Here is a 17,773-nt window from a genome sequence, read left to right on the forward strand (position 1 = left end):
CCTGGATCTGCGCGTAGGGCAATTATAAGGAGAAACACAGAACATGTTCGCAGTCATTAAAAATGGTGGACGGCAATATAAGGTTTCAGCGGGCGACACGCTCGAGGTAAACCGCCTTGCAGTCGAAGATGGCACACAGCTCCGTATCGGTGAGGTCCTACTCATCTCCGATACCGATAAAACCTATGTTGGTGCCCCTTTTGTCGAAAACGCCGAGATTCTGGCCACAGTTGTACGCCAGGCACGCGGTGAGAAATTGATTATCTTCAAATACAAGTCCAAGAAGCGCTACCGCCACCGTCGTGGTCATCGCCAGGAACTCACCGTTCTGCATATCGATGATATTCTGGCTGAAGGTAAGAGCCTGGTCTCGAAAGAGAAGTAGGACGCTCAGGCGTATTAACGGAGGAACTATACAATGGCACATAAAAAAGGTATGGGTAGCTCTCGCAATGGTCGAGATAGCAAACCTAAGATGCTTGGCGTCAAGCGCTATGATGGACAGCTGGTAACCGCTGGCAGTATTATCGTGCGTCAGCGCGGCACAAAGATTCGCCCGGGAGTGAACATCGGCGTCGGTCGTGATCACACGCTGTACGCATTGACTCCTGGCTACGTCAAATTTGGTCACGCAACCCGCGATCGCCGTTCAGTAAGCATTCTCAGTGAATTCCCTGATCGCCCATCGTTGGCAGAATTGCTCGGTACCGAAGAAGCTGCGATCGTCGCCGAATAGTCAATCGATCTCCACAGCCACAAAAAGATCTTTTCTATCAAGACATAGAAAAGATCTTTTTTTGCGCTCCGTCCCTCGCAAAATCAGCTCCTTGAGAAGCCTCTTGCTGTTCTGCTGTCGGAAGAGCAAAATGAAATTTGCGATAGCATTCTCAGACATATACACAGAACTGCAACAAAGAAGGGCTTAGAATCGAATAAGTAAAGAGTATGTATCACATTGAAAGATGCAATTTTCTTAGACAAACTTCTTGCGCTCTCATATATGTATACATAATTATCTACATAAAAGAAATAAATATATCCAAAAGCAGAAAGGAACGGCAGTATATATGGTTTATCAGCCTTCTACTGTGACGGTATCCCCAAACCAGCTGGAAGTCACAAAGCGTTCAGATGAAGTGGTGCTGAGCATCAAAGGTCTGAGCAAACAGTATGGACAGCGTATGGCGGTCAATAACTTCAGTCTCGACGTGCATAAGGGAGACATCTTTGGTTTCCTGGGTCCCAATGGGGCCGGCAAAACGACAACCATCCGCATGGTCTTAGGCTTGATCACTCCCACGGCTGGCTCGATTCAGATTCTCGGACAAGACCTACTGCAAAACCGCAAGCGTGTCCTGCCACGTGTCGGAGCCTTGATCGAAACACCAGCACTCTACCTCTATATGTCTGGACGCGATAACCTGCGAGCGGTCGGATCGGTACTGGGAGGCGTCTCCAACGCTCGTATCGACGCGATTCTGGATTTGGTGGGCTTGAAGAGCCGTCAGAAAGATCGCGTACGTACCTATTCACTCGGTATGAAGCAGCGTCTGGGCATCGCCATCTCGCTCTTACAAGATCCCGATCTTGTCATACTGGATGAACCTGCCAACGGACTTGATCCTGCTGGTATCGTAGAGATGCGCGACCTGATGCATCAGCTCTCGTCTGAAGGCAAAACCGTGCTAATCTCCAGCCATCAATTGGCAGAGATCCAGCAGATCTGTACACGCGTGGCGATTATCTCACATGGATCGCTCATCAAAGAAACAACCATCGAAAGCATCACCAAAGGTGAAGGCGAATTCATTGTGCAACTCGAAAAGGCACAGGATGCTCTTCAATTAGTACGGCAGCAGCCCTGGGGCAAGCAAGCAGCTCTTAATGAAGATGGCGCACTGGTCACACTCGCCCCTGAAGGCAAGGGGCGCAATCTCAACCTCTTCCTCGTCCAGGCCGGCTTTGTGCCCGATACTCTGGCCCTCGAAACCAAAGATCTTGAAAAGATTTTCTTGGAATTAACAAATAATGAATCAGGAGAGTGATCGTGAGTAGCACAATCAGTTCAGCAATTAAACTCAGCGAAGCCGAACACGCACAATTACGTGCATCCACCCCCAGATTCTTCGGCATCGTGCGCGGAGAATTGCTCAAAATGTCGCGCCGCCTGTCAACATGGATTCCACTGATAATTGTCTTCTTGTTCTTGTTGGCCACAACACTTATCCAGCTCGTGAGACCACACATTGGTGATGCAATTAATAGCCAGCCACTGCCATTTCTCTACTCGGTCGTACAAGATGGTCTGGGCTTTGTACGCGCCTTTACCGGCCTGTACTTCCTGATCCTGACGGCGTATGTGATTGGTCTGGAATTTCAGATGGGAACTATTCGCGTACTCGTCTCCCGTGGTGTGGGCAAGCTCACACTGCTGTGCGCCAAAGTAACCAGCATCGCAATTGTGGCATTATTGATACTGCTTGTCACCTTTATCATTGAAGCCATCCTGATCGGCATCGTCCTTATCATCGGCACAGGCAACCTCAATGCGCTCAACGCCATTACGCCACAGTTCTGGTCTGACACCTTGGTAGGCGTCGGTATCCTACTAATCAGCACAGCCGTCACAATCCTCTTAGGAACTTTCGCCAGCGTGCTCGGACGCTCTTTGACGATCGGCTTGTGCCTCGGTCTGGCCTGGTTTCCAGCCGATAACATTGGCGCATTGTTCTTCCGTCTGGGCTATGCGCTGACGGGAAACGACTTCTGGCTCAAAGTAACAGGTTACTTCCTGGGTCCCAACTTGAACGCGATGGCTCCTTCTGTTTTACCGGCATCCCTTCATGTGGAACCAATTCTCATCGGACCACTGGTTACCGTCGACGGATCGCATACCATCTGGGTCACCGTTGTCTACGGCTTGATCTTTGCTGCGGTCGCCGTCATCCTGACCATGAGACGCGATATCAAAGAGTAATTGTTCTTACCTCCTCTCAACGGCCCGCAAACGTCGGGTCGTTGAGAGCCTTATGCTTTGCGTGCCAGGGCGAGGATTTCAATCACGATAGCGGCGGCAAGAATCACGATAGCGGTAAGCAGGTTCCAGCTATGCAGTAAGCGCAGAATCAGGTTGGCGATGATCACAAATGTGAGTAGGAGGCTCTGCCTCAAAGATTGCCCAACAATTGAGTAATTACGACGTGTAGCGAGGAACCGTTGTCCTAACATGTAGGCAAGGGGAGCAAATGTGCTGATCAAGGCAGCAGTGAGCAGGAAAAGAAATATGACCAGCACCAGTGGCGTTGATGGACGTATCTGATAGGTAAACAAAAACAGACCGCCCCAGATAAATAGGGCGATCAAGAAGATACCAATAAGAACTTCACGTTGTTTCATGAGAACTACATCTACCTTAATAAATTGAAGCCTCGATTTCCATTCAATGGCGCCTCGGTACGGCGACGACTCTCTTCAGTATCGCGTTGAAAGTACTGCTGCCACATATCGGGAGCATCTTTACTCTCACCACCGTGCTGGGTATAGCGGGTACGCACACGACAGATCACCGGAGTGTTCACGGCAGCCCCTGCCACGATAACCTGTCCTTTTGACAGGGCCGGCAAGTTATCGAGCAGATCGCGTCCGACGCCCTCGATCGCGGCCGCCACACTCTTCTGGTCGATCTCGTTCACGATGCGCATAATACACTGTGTCTGACACTGGCTCAAGACATCTGCATCCAGTTTACCAGGCCGCTGACTAATTAAACCAACACCGATGCCAAATTTGCGTCCTTCTGCCAGCACCTGTTTAAGGATGCTGGTCGAGACAACTTCAGTTCCTCCCGGGGCGAAATGATGCGCTTCTTCTATCAAGACAAAGACCGGATAGGGCAGATATGATTCACCAGAGTGAACTTTCCCACGTTCCGTATCCATGCGAGCCTGATTCAGACGCCGCAAGATAGTGGCAACGATAACCTGTTGATCACGCTCATCGATCTCGTTGAGCTGAAGCACGGTGCATTGGCCGGGACGAAAGATCTCCGAGAGGTCAAGGTGCTGCGTATCATCAAAGGTAAAGCTGTGCTCAAAGCGTTGCTCCACGCGCCATGTCAGCGCATGGACTGTACTCGAATCATCAGCACCTTCGCTATCATCATCGTTCTTCTGATGCGCAACCGCTTTAATCGCTTGCTTCAGATCCGCTGCTCCCCAGGGATAGCTCTTCTTTGTCTCCTTGACTTTGCGCAAGGCACGGCTAAGCAGATACTGTTGTTTCTCGGTCATCTCCGGGAGAAGCTGGCGCATATCCCCGATATTTAGCGTTGAGATACGTACCTTGACCTGATCAGGTTTGTAGACCTGCACCTGGGCACGATAGCCCCGACCAGTCCCATCGCCATCCTCAGAGAACTGTGGATAGTTGGCGATCTGATCCAGAGTCCCATATTCGCCATGCGGATCGACGATCAAGACACAGGCTTTGTTCTGTGCTTTCATCAATTCCTCGATCACGACGCTCGCAAGATAGCTCTTTCCTGCGCCTGTGCTAGCAATGATGGCTAGATGCGTGCTGACAAGATCTTTCACCGATAACACAACTGGAACGGCGTTAGGAGCGCGTGTCAATAATGAACCGATCGTGGCTGAGCCAGGCTCCATGTCATGCTTGCGACTCAGAATCTCGGACAGCATTAAGTTGTCGGCCAGATAGATCTGCTTACCCGATTGAGGCGGGATCCAGGGATTAATAAATGAGCCGGTGGGCTTATCATAATATCCCATAATCGCCACATGTAGCTCATATAACTCGTTCGTGTGAGAATTGTAGCCGACCATCGCCGCAACCTGTGCCGGAGGAATCTCTGGCTCGCCGAGAAAGGTATCTGGATACAGTTGCAATGGCAGGCGTTTGATCACACGTCCCAGGACACGACGCAATGGTAGTTGAGCAGCAGAGCCATTCTGTCCAGAGATATCAGGATCTATGAGCTCATAGTAGACATATTCGCCGTTTTTTAAGACCTGCTCATCGTCACGTGAGACAAAGGTATATTCATGAGTCGCCTCACCGGGGCCTTTTGTGATGCCAACCGGACGCCGTATAGCAGGCTGCTTTATAGGAGACATCATCCCTGATTGATCAAACATACTGGGCACCTCCGCTATCCGGTCGTTTCCACTTTAAGCCGCCAGGCAAAGTTCCGTTTGACAATAGAAAGGAGCGCGAGATTTTGAGGAAAAAGGCGCTCTAGTTGGTCGATAATACGTAAGGTCACCATCGGTAACAGGCTGCTGCGCTGCGCTATGATGTGCGGAATATATCCCATGTGCAGATAGGGATCTTGACTTCCTGGGCCGCCCACGGGATCGCGAAAGAAATGAAAAGCTTGTACCTCTTCATCAGTCATCGTCTCGATCACGCTATCCAGCTCAAGCGAGAGCAAAGGTACTCCATGCATCACCGAAAGCACCTCTGGACGACCACCGGCCTGCAAGCGCTGCTCCATCATACCAAGCATCATGATATAGATCAGGACAGCCTTCTCCGAGATGTAGTCGGGCGAGAAAAGCTCGACCTGCGTCTCGTTTGAGAGCCGTGGCCCCAAAGCACCAAAAGCAGGATTCTGCAAGATGGTGTCGTAGATAATGCCGACCGCATATGTTACTGGTTCTCGACTCTGTCCCAGAGCTACGCCGAGCATATCATCAGGATCATCCGACCGCTCCCCACGTAGCGCAATACGCACGAAACGACCAAAGGCGTAATCAGCCGGACCCGGTTGGATATCAGCCTCACGCGGCGCAAACACTTGACACACATAATTAATATGCGAGTCCGACTTGACGATTTTCCCGATATTCATCGTTTTCAACAATCCTCAAAAGCAACAATTAGCATAGATAGTTTGGCGGCATTATAACACAGACTCTGATCCTTCTGCGTTTTCTACGGCTTTGGATGGTACCTCTGAGCGGATCAGTGTGTATGATCATGCTTCAAACATCGTCATACTACAAAAAGCCCTTCATCCTATGCTAAAATAAACGCTCATGGATACCCATATTCTAGCTCTAGAGAGAGGAAAAAATGCCCACAACATCAGATCCATCGCAGTATGAAAGGGAGGAAAATGCGCCGCCCACCCGAAATCGATAAACATGTAGATGCTTTCCTATCGACTGTCTGCGATACAAGCAGGCGCTATATTTTAGAATTATTAGCGACTCCTGATCCAGAGACCGGTGAGGAGAGAGCGGCCAGACGCTCAGGAGATATTGCCAAAGCGATCAATCTTTCAGCAGCTACCACGTCGGAGCATCTCAGCCAACTGACGAAGGCGGGATTAGTCGTTTCACGCCGTCAAGGAAACACAGTGTATTACCAGCTCTGCAATCACGATTTGGTAAAGGCTTTCCATGACCTGATGAAGGCACTCGATGACGACTATAAGCTGAATCAAGACGAAAAATTACATTCACAAAGCTCGAATTAAAATATCGCTGGTTCACGATAGAGCCTGATAGATATATGCAGGTTATCATTTAAGCAATCAGGTGCTCGATAGCTTGCAAAAAATCGTCAATCTCTATCGGCTTATTCATACCAACAATATGACGCCTGGCTAGCTCCGCACGGGGAAGGAGAGCACTTAACATTAAAGCGGGGACGTGAGCAAGTTCTGGCATCGCGTGCAATTGATCATAGAGGGCAAGTCCGTCCATATTAGGTAGTTGATAGTCCAGGATGAACAGATGTGGCTTAATCTCTTTGACAAGCTGGAGAGCATCGACGGCATTAATAGCATACATCACAATATAAGAAGTTTCTTGTTTAATTATTTGCTGTAATACTTCTCCAATACTCTCGTCATCTTCCACCAATAAAATAGTTTTCACATTAAAATTTACTTGCTCTTCTCCTTGCACTATATTGTGAACCATGTCTTGCTCCATGCTTTTGTGAATACGTACCTGATTTTTAAGCCCTTCAATTTCGCCCGACACCGAAATTCAAATCAGATTATAACACGTTTCTACTTGATAAGGATAGTTTCTGTCCCTAAATCATAGACGTAGTCAATACAACTATTTCATAAAATTCAGCTCAAACGTGAGTTATTTTCCCCGTTACGGATGAAAAATCTGTCTTCTTTCACTTCGTCGTATGCGTATACTATTAGGGGCATCATAAAGCGGTGAAGTTTCCAATCAATCCCGAATGCCTTCATCTACAGATTTTACGCTTCGGCTTGACAACAGCCCGCTCCATCGCATACAACTAAACATGTGGATAATATCCTCCCATCACTGCTTGCTCGATAAGCAATCAATAGAGTAGTGTGGGACCTCAATGTCAAACTAGGAGATTTTCGCTCCTACTATATTTGAGTAAGGAGAAATGTGTTATGGCTTTTACACTTCCTGAGTTGCCTTATGATTATGCTGCATTAGAGCCCTATATCGACGAACAGACAATGCACTTACATCATGACAAGCACCATGCGACCTATGTCACCAATGTCAATGCCGCTCTCGATGGTACCGAGTTCGCCAATCTATCCATTGAAGATCTGATTGCCCGCCTCAATGAGGTCCCTGAGGCAAAACGGACGGCCGTCCGCAACAACGGCGGTGGTCATATTAACCATACAGCATTCTGGGAAACGATGACTCCCGGAGGCAGTAAAGAGCCCACTGGCGAGCTGGCAACAGCGATCACCGCGAAATTTGGCTCTTTTAGCGCCTTTAAAGATGCATTTAATGATGCTGGCGTGAAGCGCTTTGGCTCCGGTTGGGCCTGGCTTGTCCTCGACAAGACCGGCAATCTCGTCGTGACTTCAACCGCCAATCAAGACAGTCCACTGATCGATGGTAACATTCCTCTGCTCGGCAACGACGTATGGGAGCATGCTTACTATCTGAAATATCAGAATCGCCGTCCAGAGTACCTGGGTGCCTGGTGGAACGTCGTCAACTGGGACGTCGTCGCCAAACGCTACGCACAGGCTCGTGGAAACTAAGCATACAAGATCTGTGTCTACATCAACGACACCAACAGAAACCGGACCCTCCTCAATAGATGGTCCGGTTTCTGTCGTTAGCAAGGCTTGACGCTTCTCCCTCTAGTTTGATACACTTCCTCAAGTTAATTTTCAGCCACATTTCACCCACACGGAGAGTAGATTCCTCGATGAGTACCCTTGAGAGTAGCGATGCAAGAATATAAGCTGGCATTTTTAGCGCATGTCGCAGCCGATCCCCGGCCAACGTTATCAGTCCAGGAGCAAGCTCTTTTAGAGACCAATAGACAACTATTAAGTCAGGCAACAACGATTATCATACTGCTGGGAGGCAAAGCTGGCAGGCTGGGTGAGTGTGTCGTGGGGACAGCTCTCTTGACGGGGACGCTGGAGGCATTACGCTGGCTCAAAAAAGAGGGGACGCCCATTCATTTGCTGATCGATACCGACGCGGCCGACCTTTTTCTACCCGAAAGTTATCAACAGACCTACTGGTCACCGATTACTGTTCACCGCTGCCAGCATACAATCGAGGATATCAAGCTGCTACCTGCAATGCTCGCACTTCCTGCATTAGAAACTGAGCGTGCTGTTGTGCTCGATCTGCATGGAGCACACGATGGTTTGCCCTATCTGGCCATCGAGGACGATGGCCAGATCGACACATGCACGTCCTCTGATCAGCAAGCGCCACGAAGATCGGAAGCGCCCTTAGCCATCCTGGGACACCTATTCCGCGTTGGCATCCGCAACTATGCCCAGCGTGGCCCTGAACGACGCTACGCCGACTATATCGAGGACCTTTTTGCGCTTCCGCACAACACACTTGACACCTCATCGATTCAGCCAAGTATCCTGCTAACTGATGACGAGATGCGTTATCAACAATTAATGGCTGATTGGCATATCGATCAAGTGGCATTTAAGATAGTATGTATCTTTCAATCGGTCGTGCTGGCAAAATGCTATGAGAAGTGGGATGAAGTGATGGATCTGATCTGCCAACACTTTGCTCACCATATCCCCGGACAAAAAATCGAGTTTCTGGTACTCTGCGGACCCGATAAAGATCTCCCCCTCGGTTTCACCAGACCCGACATCGCAGAATGGCTCCAGGATTATACGGGGATAGAGCAGAACGCCCATGTAACTATCCAGAGCACACAATCGCTACACGATCTGGCAATCATCATGCAACACGCAGAGCTAGCGCTCTCTAATGATACTGGGCCAGGACATATCGCCGGAGCCTTGAAAATCCCCACGATCGTCCCTTACTTGCCAGGAAACATCTATGCAAAATCCATCTGGGCCTCCACCCCCTGGCATCGAGGAGTGACGCTGGAACCCAATCCATACAGTTATCAGCAACTCGAGGCTGCCGTCATATGGGGCAAGACCGATATTATCGATAGCATAGATCCCACCAGTATCTATCGAGAAGTAGAACCGTATCTGCCCAAAAGCTCCTGAAAATTCTCCATCACTACGCATTTCAGGTGACGCGAGCAAGCTGTACATAGATGGTTTTATACTATACACCCTATCTGATTGCGTAGGTAGTACTTCTAGCAATTTTTATTGACTTATCCACACTCACTGTGGATAAGTGTGGATAACTACCAGGAAATGTGGATAACTCTCACATTTCATCAGAACTTATCACTCTCAGTTCGCTCTATCATCAGGTAAGATGAGCAAGACAGCCGCTTCTATTATCTCTGGTAGGTTCCTGTTTTGCCCATAGAATTTATACTTTGGACAAGATATACTATACCTACGAATGAAATAATTGCGTATAAGAGGAAGGCGACACGCATGGATCTCACCCCACAAACGTCAGGACCCGATCCAATCAAAATTGGACCCGCAGGCACTGGTCCACGTGCTCTGGCCGCTACGATGAGTTGGGGCGAGCAGTTGCTGCCTCTGGCGTATGCCGCGATGCAGTGCTGTTGGATTGCCGCGTTGCTGATTGGTTTAGGACGTTTAAATGTCTTTACCCAAAAAGGAACAATTATACCGCTCTGGGCACCATTTCTTATCATTCTCGTCTCAGCCTGGTCCGCGCTGACATTACCCGATCACACGTCACAGACACAAAAACAACCACGATTCTCACTAGCACAGATTCGTAGTTCGACTGCCATGGTCATGATCATCCAGGCATTGCTTATTTTATCTGTAATCTGGGGAAGTTTCTACTCTACGATGGCCCTGTGGAACCCGATCTGGGTTGGTACATTTATTTATGATCTTATCCAGATAAACACAACAGCTTTTGCCAGCGTTGCCATTGTTCTGATCACATACGGACTAAGCTATTATGGTATACGCATCGCACGCTACAACAAGGAGCCAGGCACGGTTACCTCGGGGCTAATTACTGGTGGCATCATCTTCATTGTAGTCATTCTGATTCAAGCAACATCTGATCTTGATCAGGCTGCTCTCGTCCTCTTCTTGCTGCTTTTCTTCTGCCTGGCACTTTTCACCAGAGCACTTGCCTACTCAATCTTTGTACGCCAGGAGCATCTGATCGGGCTGGACGGAAATAAATACACTCAGGATCGTCTGGTTGTATCGACGGTGAGCCTGATTTGTCTCTTTCTGGCAATTATCGCCCTGCTAGCGAGCTTTATCATCAATCCAGAGCTACTCATCGCTCTCGTACGGGGTATGGCTCCCATGGGAAAGCTCTTTGACAAAATCGCCGGCTCGCTTGCAGGTTTTATTGCCTTTCTACTCTCATTCATTTCATTAGGGGGAAAGGTAAAGCCTTCGACACAGCTACACGGAACCCAAAATCCATTAGGCGATTTGAAGCAGTACCCAGCGAAACCGATACCTCCTGCGGTGCAAACTTTTGCATCAGCACTCGTGATCATTCTGATCATCGCAGCTGTGGCCGTGATTATTTTATTGATGGTTCGTGCCTTAAACAAACGAGGACAAGCCAGACAAGTGCAGCGTGATCAACACGAGAGCCTCTGGTCATGGCAGCTCTTCTGGTCCCAATTCAAGAGGTTGTTACTGGCCTTGCTTAACCGTTTTAGGCGTCATGAGGAGGCACAGGTTGTACAGGATCAGCCTGGCGCAGAAGAAGATATCACAGCGGTTAATCGCGATGTGAGAGCCATCTATCGTGCCTTTCTGCAATGGACAGCCAGTCGTGGCTTCACTCGGCAACGCAACGAGACTCCCCATGAATTGAAGCAGAGATTACATCAGCCCTTTGCGCTACTGACCCCTGAGATACAGGTGGTCACAGAGATCTACACCACCGCACGTTATAGTCAGGATCAGCCCACAGAAGCCGAGGTTGAGCGTATGGAACAAAATTGGCACAGTCTGCAACAGAAAAGCTATGGCATCAAGTCAGAGCCGTGAGTGCTGACGGAACGCTATTCTTTTAGCAGTGCGCCTTCAGTCACACGATAGCGATGAGAGCGTAGAGCGAGCTCCTCTGGAAAACTCTCCAGGTCGGTGGAAGTCAGCATCACCTGCTCATAATGAGAGACCTGGGCCAGTAGATACTCGCGCCGTAAGCTATCCAACTCGCTAAAGACATCGTCTAACAGGAGGATAGGTTGATCCCCTGTGCTGGTTTGCATAAAGGTCAGCTCCGACAATTTCGCCGCCAGTGCAGCCGTGCGTTGCTGTCCACGGGAACCGTAGGAAAGCATATTCACATCATTGACTAAAAACTCCAGCTCATCGCGGTGAGGTCCACGCAGACAAACTCCCTGTGAAATCTCACGTTTGCGGATCTCAAGCAGTTGCTCGCGATAATGTTGCAGAGCTTCGACTGGATTCCAACTCGGATCAATGCGAAATGATGAACGATAGTTGATCTGTAGCTGCTCTCGGCCACCACTGATCGCCTGCTGAAATTGATTCGCCTGCTCGTTCAAAGCATTGACCATCCGTATACGCTCATGGATGATCTGGTTGGCAAGCTGTGTCATCTGTTCATCTAGATAATTAAGCATCTTTGGATCTTCCTGGTTCTCGCGGATACGCTTCAACAGAGCCGAGCGTTGACTGACGATCTTGCGATAGGTGACCAGGGCCTGACTATAACGGGGCTGAAGCTGACATAAAGCGCGATCCATAAAGCGCCGACGCTCATCCGGACCACCATCCACCAGATGGAGATCGCTCGGAGCAAATAGCACTACTTTCATCTGACCAATCAGATCCAGGGTCCGTCGGGGCACGCCATTGACTTTGTAGCGCTTACGCGGACTATGCGCAGGTAGCTCAATACTGCGCGTCTTCACGGGAGAAGTATCAGAGGTTGGAAAGGTAGGGGGCGTGGGATCTATCACAATCATCTCTAGCTGGATGCTATCTTCAAGACGCTGTACCGTGCCATCCAGCCGTGCAATGTGGTCTGTCGCCCGCCAATTTACCACCTCGCGATCGCTGGTAGCATGAAATGAGGTCGCAGTAGCTAACATACTCACAGCCTCAAGTAAATTCGTTTTACCCTGAGCATTCTCCCCATGAAAAAGATAGAGACCGGGTCCCAACGACAGTTCTAACTGCCGGTAGTTACGAAAATCGGTTAACGAGAGGCGAGAGAGATACATCTACCCATCCATCTAGCGACAACTGTAGAGACAACATCAAAACAACCGGAAAAGATGCGCACACTGCCTGGGATGAGAGGTCTGTTGTACAGCCTTCCGCAACAAAAAAGACCTCTTATCCATATAGCGGCACGCATGGTGACAAGTAATATATGAGGCGAGCGTTAACGATTGGTGCTCATGGGCATGATAACATATGTATAATCGGCAGGACCAACTGGTCTGACAACGCCGGGACGTGCAGCTGAGGTCACTTCCAGCGCAACTTCAGGAGTATCCAGGATGTTAAGAACATCGGTCAGGTAGCGCACATTAAAGATGATCTCCTGATCGGGTCCATCGACGGCAGCGTTGATCGTGGTAATGTTATTACCAATATCCTCAGCAGTCGATTCAAGTGTCAGAGATCCTCCCTCAGTGCCTGAGCCACTGGTAACCTTGATACGCGTGATGTTTGAGCTGTCACGAGCAAATGGCGTCACGGTTTTCACGGCGGCTGCAAATTCTTTGGTTTCTATCACGGCACGCGTTGAGAACTCTTTAGGGATGGCCGCTTTGATGTTCGGGAAGGTACCCTCAATTAAACGTGAGACCAGATCGATGTGCTCTGTATGGAAGAGTACCTGGCTACGGTTCGGAGTCACAACCATCTGCACAGCGCCCTCTGAGGGCAGGATGCGTGCCAGCTCACTCAAGGTACGGGCGGGAATGAGGATGGAGTTGTGCTCAGAGGTGTGCCCCGGCAATGAAGAGACACGTAAGGCCAGCCGAAAAGCATCGGCGGCGGCAAATGAGACCTTTTCGTCCGCCACTTCAACCAGGATGCCTGTCAGTACAGGACGCGAATCGTCGTCGGCAGCCGCAAAAACGACTTGCGAGATCATGTCTTTCAGCAGGCCCGCATCGAGGATAATCGGCTCTTCGTCCCCTTCGGCACTCGGGATCAGTGGAAACTCCGATGGGTCCATTCCTTTGATGTTTGCGTTACTGCCAGGGCTCTTGACGTTAATATCATTGGAATCTTCAACAACCGTCAATTCGACCTGACCCTGACGCAAGCTGTTCACGAGATCCGTAAATGTCTTGGCGGGAACCGTCGTTGTGCCCTCTTCCAAAACGTCCGCATCAATCAGGCAATTAATACCAATCTCTAAATTGGTGGCAGAGAGCTTTAGGCTCCCCTGCTCGGTCGATAGTAAAATATTTGCCAGGATAGGGAGCGTGCTTCGACTTGAGACTGCATGGCTCACGGTAGAGAGCCCACGATTCAAATCCTGTTGCTTACATGTGATTTTCACGAAAAGATTTCCTCCAGACACAACCAAAAACCGTACTTTAATACTTTGATTTTCATCAAGTTTTATCGCTAGTATAGCGCATCTAGCTCGCAATTGTAAACGACGACGCAGCAGATTATTTGTTCCCTCTTTATCGTACACCCGCGACCTATACGGAGCGCTTGATATGCAGCACGATCTCTTCACGAGCAGCAACTGAACCATAGTCCTACTTGTCACGAAAAGAAGATGTGATATACGCACCCACTGTTCGGTGGTGTTATAATACATTTGTCTGCGCAGAGCGGCCCATATACTCGCTTCCTGGCTGGAAAGAGGGCTGGCGCTGCATGCGGTATTGTTTTTTGTGAGATGAGGGGATGATGCTTCCATGACCAAAAAGATCCTTATAATGGACGATGATCCGACAATTGCGGATTTACTCACTGAGGCATTGGCAGATGAAGGTTATGAGACGTTTATGACAACTCAGAGTCTGCGTTTCTATGACGCGGTTCGTGAGCACCAACCCGACCTCGTTATGCTCGACCTGATGATGCCTTACCTGGATGGGCGCGATGAATTGAAGTTGATGGCGATGGCTGTCGACCATCAGATTCCTGTCATTGTGGTTACTGCTTTGCTGGGCGCCGGCAACGAGGAAAAAGAGTTCCGTGAGGCTGGTGTCGCGCACATCGTGTATAAACCGTTCGATCTCGACAAGCTGGTAGAGCTTGTGAAACAGACCATCGGAGAACCTGGGGGAAAAAAAGCATGACTGCTGCCAATAGTGCTCCTATTCGCGTCGCTCTCGATGTGATGGGCGGGGATAAGGCACCTGGCGAAACCGTTTTGGGTGCGATACAGGCTGCTCGTGAATATAATATGGGCGTCTATCTCGTTGGACGAGAAGAGATTATCAAGGCTGAACTTGCCAAACATGATACCACGGGGCTGGATCTCCCCATCATCCATACCGATGAAGTGATTGAAATGGATGATCATCCAGCCACAGCCGTGCGCCGCAAGAAAAATGCTTCGATGACGCTCGCTTTGCAGCTTGTACGCGATGGGAAAGCATTAGGAGCTGTCTCGGCGGGAAATAGTGGGGCTATGATGGCTGCATCTCTTTTTACGCTCAAACGCTTGCCCGGAGTCGATCGACCAGCCCTCGGCGGCATCTTTCCAACCAGAAAGAACCCCTGTCTTGTGATCGACATGGGCGCCAATACAGATTGTAAGCCCGAATATCTGACACAGTTTGCTTTGATGGGTTCTATCTACATGGAGCGTATCTTCAAGGTATCCTCCCCACGCGTTGGCCTGCTCTCCAATGGAGAAGAAGAGACAAAGGGGAATCAACAGGTTATCGATACGCATCAATTGCTGAAACAGTCAGCTGGCACCCTTGGTATCAACTTCATCGGGAACGTTGAAGGACGAGATATTCCTACTGGCGCTGTCGATATCGTTGTCTGCGATGGCTTTCTCGGGAACGTTATTCTTAAATTTGGTGAGGGTCTGGCCGAGACGATCATTGGATTACTACGTGAGCAGTTGACAAGCTCTCTTGTGAACAAGCTGGCCGCCGCGATCCTGAAGCCAGGACTACGCAAGGTCTTTGGACGTCTGGACTACGCTGAATATGGTGGTATCCCCTTGCTAGGCGTCAACGGATCAGCGATTATCTCTCATGGACGCTCCAACGCCAAGGCGATCAAAAATGCGCTACGCGTCGCCCGGCAGACCGCCGAAACAAATGTGGCAGCAGCAATCGCCGAAGGATTGGCGAAATTGTCCACGAACACACCTCTCCCGGCATCAGAGCCAGAAAAATTGCCTCAAACAGAAGCCTGAAGACCTGAGAGCAAAGAACAGCCCGCTTGATCATGTACGAAATCAAGCGGGCTGTTTTATAGGCAACCAGGCATATACAAAAATTGCATCAGAAACGGAAAACGTAACCCACACCACGTACTGTTTGGATCAGTTTGGGATTGGCTGGCTCTTCTTCTAATTTCTCACGTAGCCAGCGCACATGCACATCAACGGTACGTGTATCGCCTACGTAATCGTAGCCCCAGACATTATGGAGCAGTTGATCCCGTGTCAAAACGGTCCCACGATTACGCACCAGATAGGTGAGCAGATCAAATTGCTTGGGCTGTAACTCTAACTCCTGGCCTCGACAAATCACACGCCTACCAGCCTGATCAATACGCAATGGTCCAGCAATCAGTTCGCTATGCGGATGGCCTGGAACACCTCCAGCAGCGTCAGCAGTCCTTGGACGCTCATCAAGCTCAAGAGGATAATCCACGCGACGCAATAACGCTCGAATGCGAGCCAGGAGCTCACGTCGTCCAAAGGGCTTGGTCACATAATCATCAGCACCGACCTCTAAGCCGACAACCTTATCGATCTCATCAGCTTTCGCTGTCAGCATGATAATCGGCACAGTCGAGGTTTTCTTATCACGCCGCAATTGGCGGCAGACTTCAAGTCCATCCATTCCGGGCAACATAATATCGAGCACAATCAGATCTGGAGTCTCATGGCGCGCAATCTCCAATGCGCTTGCACCATCCGATGCCGTCAACACCTGGTAGCCAGATTGCTCCAGATTATATGTAATCGCCTCAACTAAAACCTCTTCGTCATCCACAACCAGAATCTTACGTGCCACAGTCTTCTCCTGACTGCTACTGATCGATATTAACCGAAACGTCCGCTGATATAATCTTCCGTCTCTTTGCGAGTCGGATGTTCGAAGATATCAGGTGTAGGGGCCTCTTCTATTAATTTACCATTCAGGAAAAAACCTGTAAAGTGAGAGACACGTCCAGCCTGCTGCATATTATGCGTCACAATGACAATGGTGTAATCTTTTACCAGCTCGGTGATCAGTTCCTCAATTTTCAAAGTCGCAATTGGATCAAGTGCGGCACAAGGCTCATCCATTAACAACACCTCAGGCTCAACCGCCAGAGCACGTGCAATGCACAAACGCTGCTGCTGTCCACCGGAGAGTCCCAGAGCTGATGTATGCAAGCGATCCTTCACTTCATCCCAGAGAGCAGCGCCACGCAGGCTCTTCTCTACACGCTCCTGAATCACTTTTGGAGACTTCCCCTGAACTTTGAGTCCATAACCAACATTCTCAAAGATCGATTTAGGAAAAGGATTGGGGCGCTGAAAAACCATGCCGATGCGCTGGCGTAAGAGGACAACATCGGTTTTCTTGTCATAGATATTCAGGCCATCAAACTTGGCCTCGCCTTCGATGCGCGTTCCGGGGATCAGATCATTCATACGATTCAATGTACGGAGAAATGTGGATTTACCACATCCCGATGGGCCGATCAGCGCAGTTACCTGACGATCGCGTAGCGGTAATGACACATCATACAAAGCCTGCTTTGATCCATAGAAAAATTTCGCCCTGTTAACATCTATCTTCACCGCAGCATTGGCATTTAGGGTCTTTGTAGGATCAAAATGGCCCATATGTTGTGTGGCTTCAGTTACATCAGACGTATTTTCTTGCTTCTCATTATCCAGCTGGCTAATTTTTATTTGTTGACCCTGAGCCAGTGAGGCCGCATTCTGACGTTGACTCTCCATCATATCTCCTCTTCACACTTTTCTAGATCAATGCATACTCTTTATGTAAAGGAATGGCCGCATCTACAATCATGCGATCATCAACAACAATCAGTCGAATGTAGCGTCCGGCCAGAGCCTTACTAATAAAATAGGGACGCCCCTCGTAGGAGATATGCCCACTTCTGGCAACTTTACGTGAATAGATGTTGGCACCTTCCGGTAGTGCAATGCTTTCAGCCGCGCTATTCGCTGAAATATTTATCATTATC

General features: G+C 49.4%; 19 protein-coding genes. 10 read left to right on the forward strand and 9 right to left on the reverse strand.

What is annotated here, in order from left to right; translation table 11 throughout:
* Positions 1 to 43: 43 nt before the first annotated feature.
* From rplU to AC27N8_RS20770, 4 genes are all read left to right on the forward strand, one after another.
* Positions 44 to 385 carry a 50S ribosomal protein L21 gene (gene rplU / locus AC27N8_RS20755; RefSeq protein WP_487069313.1) on the forward strand — a complete coding sequence of 114 codons (342 nt, stop codon included), beginning with the start codon at positions 44 to 46 and terminating at the stop codon, positions 383 to 385.
* A gap of 33 nt (positions 386 to 418) precedes the next feature.
* Positions 419 to 736, forward strand: coding sequence for a 50S ribosomal protein L27 (gene rpmA / locus AC27N8_RS20760; RefSeq protein WP_487069314.1), 318 nt, complete (start codon positions 419 to 421; stop codon positions 734 to 736).
* Between the two features lie 331 nt (positions 737 to 1,067).
* Positions 1,068 to 2,045 carry an ABC transporter ATP-binding protein gene (locus AC27N8_RS20765; RefSeq protein ID WP_487069315.1) on the forward strand — a complete coding sequence of 326 codons (978 nt, stop codon included), beginning with the start codon at positions 1,068 to 1,070 and terminating at the stop codon, positions 2,043 to 2,045.
* Between the two features lie 2 nt (positions 2,046 to 2,047).
* The gene (locus AC27N8_RS20770) at positions 2,048 to 2,977 is read left to right on the forward strand and encodes an ABC transporter permease (protein ID WP_487069316.1); all 930 of its coding nucleotides are present in this window, start codon (positions 2,048 to 2,050) and stop codon (positions 2,975 to 2,977) included.
* A gap of 50 nt (positions 2,978 to 3,027) precedes the next feature.
* Here AC27N8_RS20770 and AC27N8_RS20775 read toward each other — a convergent pair whose 3' ends face one another.
* Genes AC27N8_RS20775 through AC27N8_RS20785 form a run of 3 tightly spaced genes read right to left on the reverse strand, consistent with a single transcriptional unit; the run spans position 3,028 to position 5,869 of the window.
* Positions 3,028 to 3,396 (reverse strand): hypothetical protein, encoded by a 369-nt coding sequence (locus tag AC27N8_RS20775; protein ID WP_487069317.1) that lies wholly within the window; start codon positions 3,394 to 3,396, stop codon positions 3,028 to 3,030.
* An 11-nt stretch (positions 3,397 to 3,407) separates the two neighbouring features.
* Positions 3,408 to 5,153, reverse strand: a complete 1,746-nt coding sequence (locus AC27N8_RS20780; RefSeq protein ID WP_487069318.1) for an ATP-binding protein — start codon at positions 5,151 to 5,153, stop codon at positions 3,408 to 3,410.
* 14 nt (positions 5,154 to 5,167) lie between these two features.
* Positions 5,168 to 5,869, reverse strand: coding sequence for a DUF8166 family protein (locus tag AC27N8_RS20785; RefSeq protein WP_487069319.1), 702 nt, complete (start codon positions 5,867 to 5,869; stop codon positions 5,168 to 5,170).
* A 267-nt stretch (positions 5,870 to 6,136) separates the two neighbouring features.
* On the opposite strand from AC27N8_RS20785, the gene AC27N8_RS20790 reads away from it, so the two are divergent.
* Positions 6,137 to 6,499, forward strand: a complete 363-nt coding sequence (locus AC27N8_RS20790; protein WP_487069320.1) for an ArsR/SmtB family transcription factor — start codon at positions 6,137 to 6,139, stop codon at positions 6,497 to 6,499.
* 49 nt (positions 6,500 to 6,548) lie between these two features.
* Here the strand turns inward: AC27N8_RS20790 and AC27N8_RS20795 are convergent, their stop codons facing one another.
* Positions 6,549 to 6,947: a response regulator gene (locus AC27N8_RS20795; protein ID WP_487069321.1), complete on the reverse strand. Its 399-nt coding sequence runs from the start codon at positions 6,945 to 6,947 to the stop codon at positions 6,549 to 6,551.
* Positions 6,948 to 7,411: 464 nt separating this feature from the next.
* On the opposite strand from AC27N8_RS20795, the gene AC27N8_RS20800 reads away from it, so the two are divergent.
* From AC27N8_RS20800 to AC27N8_RS20810, 3 genes are all read left to right on the forward strand, one after another.
* Positions 7,412 to 8,026 (forward strand): superoxide dismutase, encoded by a 615-nt coding sequence (locus AC27N8_RS20800; RefSeq protein ID WP_487069322.1) that lies wholly within the window; start codon positions 7,412 to 7,414, stop codon positions 8,024 to 8,026.
* 192 nt (positions 8,027 to 8,218) lie between these two features.
* A complete protein-coding gene (locus tag AC27N8_RS20805; RefSeq protein ID WP_487069323.1) occupies positions 8,219 to 9,499 on the forward strand; it encodes a glycosyltransferase family 9 protein in 1,281 nt (426 codons plus the stop codon).
* A 345-nt stretch (positions 9,500 to 9,844) separates the two neighbouring features.
* Complete coding sequence (locus tag AC27N8_RS20810; RefSeq protein ID WP_487069324.1) at positions 9,845 to 11,416, forward strand: DUF4129 domain-containing protein; 1,572 nt, start codon at positions 9,845 to 9,847, stop codon at positions 11,414 to 11,416.
* Between the two features lie 14 nt (positions 11,417 to 11,430).
* On the opposite strand, the gene recF is transcribed toward AC27N8_RS20810, so the two are convergent.
* Positions 11,431 to 12,621: a DNA replication/repair protein RecF gene (gene recF, locus AC27N8_RS20815; protein ID WP_487069325.1), complete on the reverse strand. Its 1,191-nt coding sequence runs from the start codon at positions 12,619 to 12,621 to the stop codon at positions 11,431 to 11,433.
* 164 nt (positions 12,622 to 12,785) lie between these two features.
* Positions 12,786 to 13,919 carry a DNA polymerase III subunit beta gene (gene dnaN, locus AC27N8_RS20820; RefSeq protein WP_487069326.1) on the reverse strand — a complete coding sequence of 378 codons (1,134 nt, stop codon included), beginning with the start codon at positions 13,917 to 13,919 and terminating at the stop codon, positions 12,786 to 12,788.
* 370 nt (positions 13,920 to 14,289) lie between these two features.
* Between dnaN and AC27N8_RS20825 the strand changes: the two genes are divergently transcribed.
* Positions 14,290 to 14,676, forward strand: coding sequence for a response regulator transcription factor (locus AC27N8_RS20825; RefSeq protein ID WP_487069327.1), 387 nt, complete (start codon positions 14,290 to 14,292; stop codon positions 14,674 to 14,676).
* 20 nt (positions 14,677 to 14,696) lie between these two features.
* Positions 14,697 to 15,755 carry a phosphate acyltransferase PlsX gene (plsX, locus tag AC27N8_RS20830; protein ID WP_487074717.1) on the forward strand — a complete coding sequence of 353 codons (1,059 nt, stop codon included), beginning with the start codon at positions 14,697 to 14,699 and terminating at the stop codon, positions 15,753 to 15,755.
* Positions 15,756 to 15,843: 88 nt separating this feature from the next.
* Here plsX and AC27N8_RS20835 read toward each other — a convergent pair whose 3' ends face one another.
* From AC27N8_RS20835 to AC27N8_RS20845, 3 genes are all read right to left on the reverse strand, one after another.
* On the reverse strand, positions 15,844 to 16,584 hold the full coding sequence (locus AC27N8_RS20835; RefSeq protein ID WP_487069328.1) for a response regulator: 741 nt from the start codon (positions 16,582 to 16,584) through the stop codon (positions 15,844 to 15,846).
* Between the two features lie 29 nt (positions 16,585 to 16,613).
* Positions 16,614 to 17,405 (reverse strand): phosphate ABC transporter ATP-binding protein PstB, encoded by a 792-nt coding sequence (gene pstB / locus AC27N8_RS20840; RefSeq protein ID WP_487074719.1) that lies wholly within the window; start codon positions 17,403 to 17,405, stop codon positions 16,614 to 16,616.
* Between the two features lie 139 nt (positions 17,406 to 17,544).
* Complete coding sequence (locus AC27N8_RS20845) at positions 17,545 to 17,769, reverse strand: hypothetical protein (RefSeq protein ID WP_487069329.1); 225 nt, start codon at positions 17,767 to 17,769, stop codon at positions 17,545 to 17,547.
* Between the last annotated feature and the right edge of the window lie 4 nt (positions 17,770 to 17,773).

The sequence above is a fragment of the Dictyobacter sp. Z7_2 genome (assembly GCF_057551105.1).

Excerpts from the sequence above, each read along its gene's own strand:
- rplU (WP_487069313.1), top strand. The coding sequence starts at position 44 with ATGTTCGCAGTCATTAAAAATGGTGGACGGCAATATAAGGTTTCAGCG.
- rpmA (WP_487069314.1), top strand. The coding sequence starts at position 419 with ATGGCACATAAAAAAGGTATGGGTAGCTCTCGCAATGGTCGAGATAGC.
- AC27N8_RS20765 (WP_487069315.1), top strand. The coding sequence starts at position 1,068 with ATGGTTTATCAGCCTTCTACTGTGACGGTATCCCCAAACCAGCTGGAA.
- AC27N8_RS20775 (WP_487069317.1), bottom strand. The coding sequence starts at position 3,396 with ATGAAACAACGTGAAGTTCTTATTGGTATCTTCTTGATCGCCCTATTT.
- AC27N8_RS20780 (WP_487069318.1), bottom strand. The coding sequence starts at position 5,153 with ATGTTTGATCAATCAGGGATGATGTCTCCTATAAAGCAGCCTGCTATA.
- AC27N8_RS20785 (WP_487069319.1), bottom strand. The coding sequence starts at position 5,869 with ATGAATATCGGGAAAATCGTCAAGTCGGACTCGCATATTAATTATGTG.
- AC27N8_RS20790 (WP_487069320.1), top strand. The coding sequence starts at position 6,137 with ATGCGCCGCCCACCCGAAATCGATAAACATGTAGATGCTTTCCTATCG.
- AC27N8_RS20795 (WP_487069321.1), bottom strand. The coding sequence starts at position 6,947 with ATGGTTCACAATATAGTGCAAGGAGAAGAGCAAGTAAATTTTAATGTG.
- AC27N8_RS20800 (WP_487069322.1), top strand. The coding sequence starts at position 7,412 with ATGGCTTTTACACTTCCTGAGTTGCCTTATGATTATGCTGCATTAGAG.
- AC27N8_RS20805 (WP_487069323.1), top strand. The coding sequence starts at position 8,219 with ATGCAAGAATATAAGCTGGCATTTTTAGCGCATGTCGCAGCCGATCCC.
- AC27N8_RS20810 (WP_487069324.1), top strand. The coding sequence starts at position 9,845 with ATGGATCTCACCCCACAAACGTCAGGACCCGATCCAATCAAAATTGGA.
- recF (WP_487069325.1), bottom strand. The coding sequence starts at position 12,621 with ATGTATCTCTCTCGCCTCTCGTTAACCGATTTTCGTAACTACCGGCAG.
- AC27N8_RS20825 (WP_487069327.1), top strand. The coding sequence starts at position 14,290 with ATGACCAAAAAGATCCTTATAATGGACGATGATCCGACAATTGCGGAT.
- pstB (WP_487074719.1), bottom strand. The coding sequence starts at position 17,405 with ATGGGCCATTTTGATCCTACAAAGACCCTAAATGCCAATGCTGCGGTG.
- AC27N8_RS20845 (WP_487069329.1), bottom strand. The coding sequence starts at position 17,769 with ATGATAAATATTTCAGCGAATAGCGCGGCTGAAAGCATTGCACTACCG.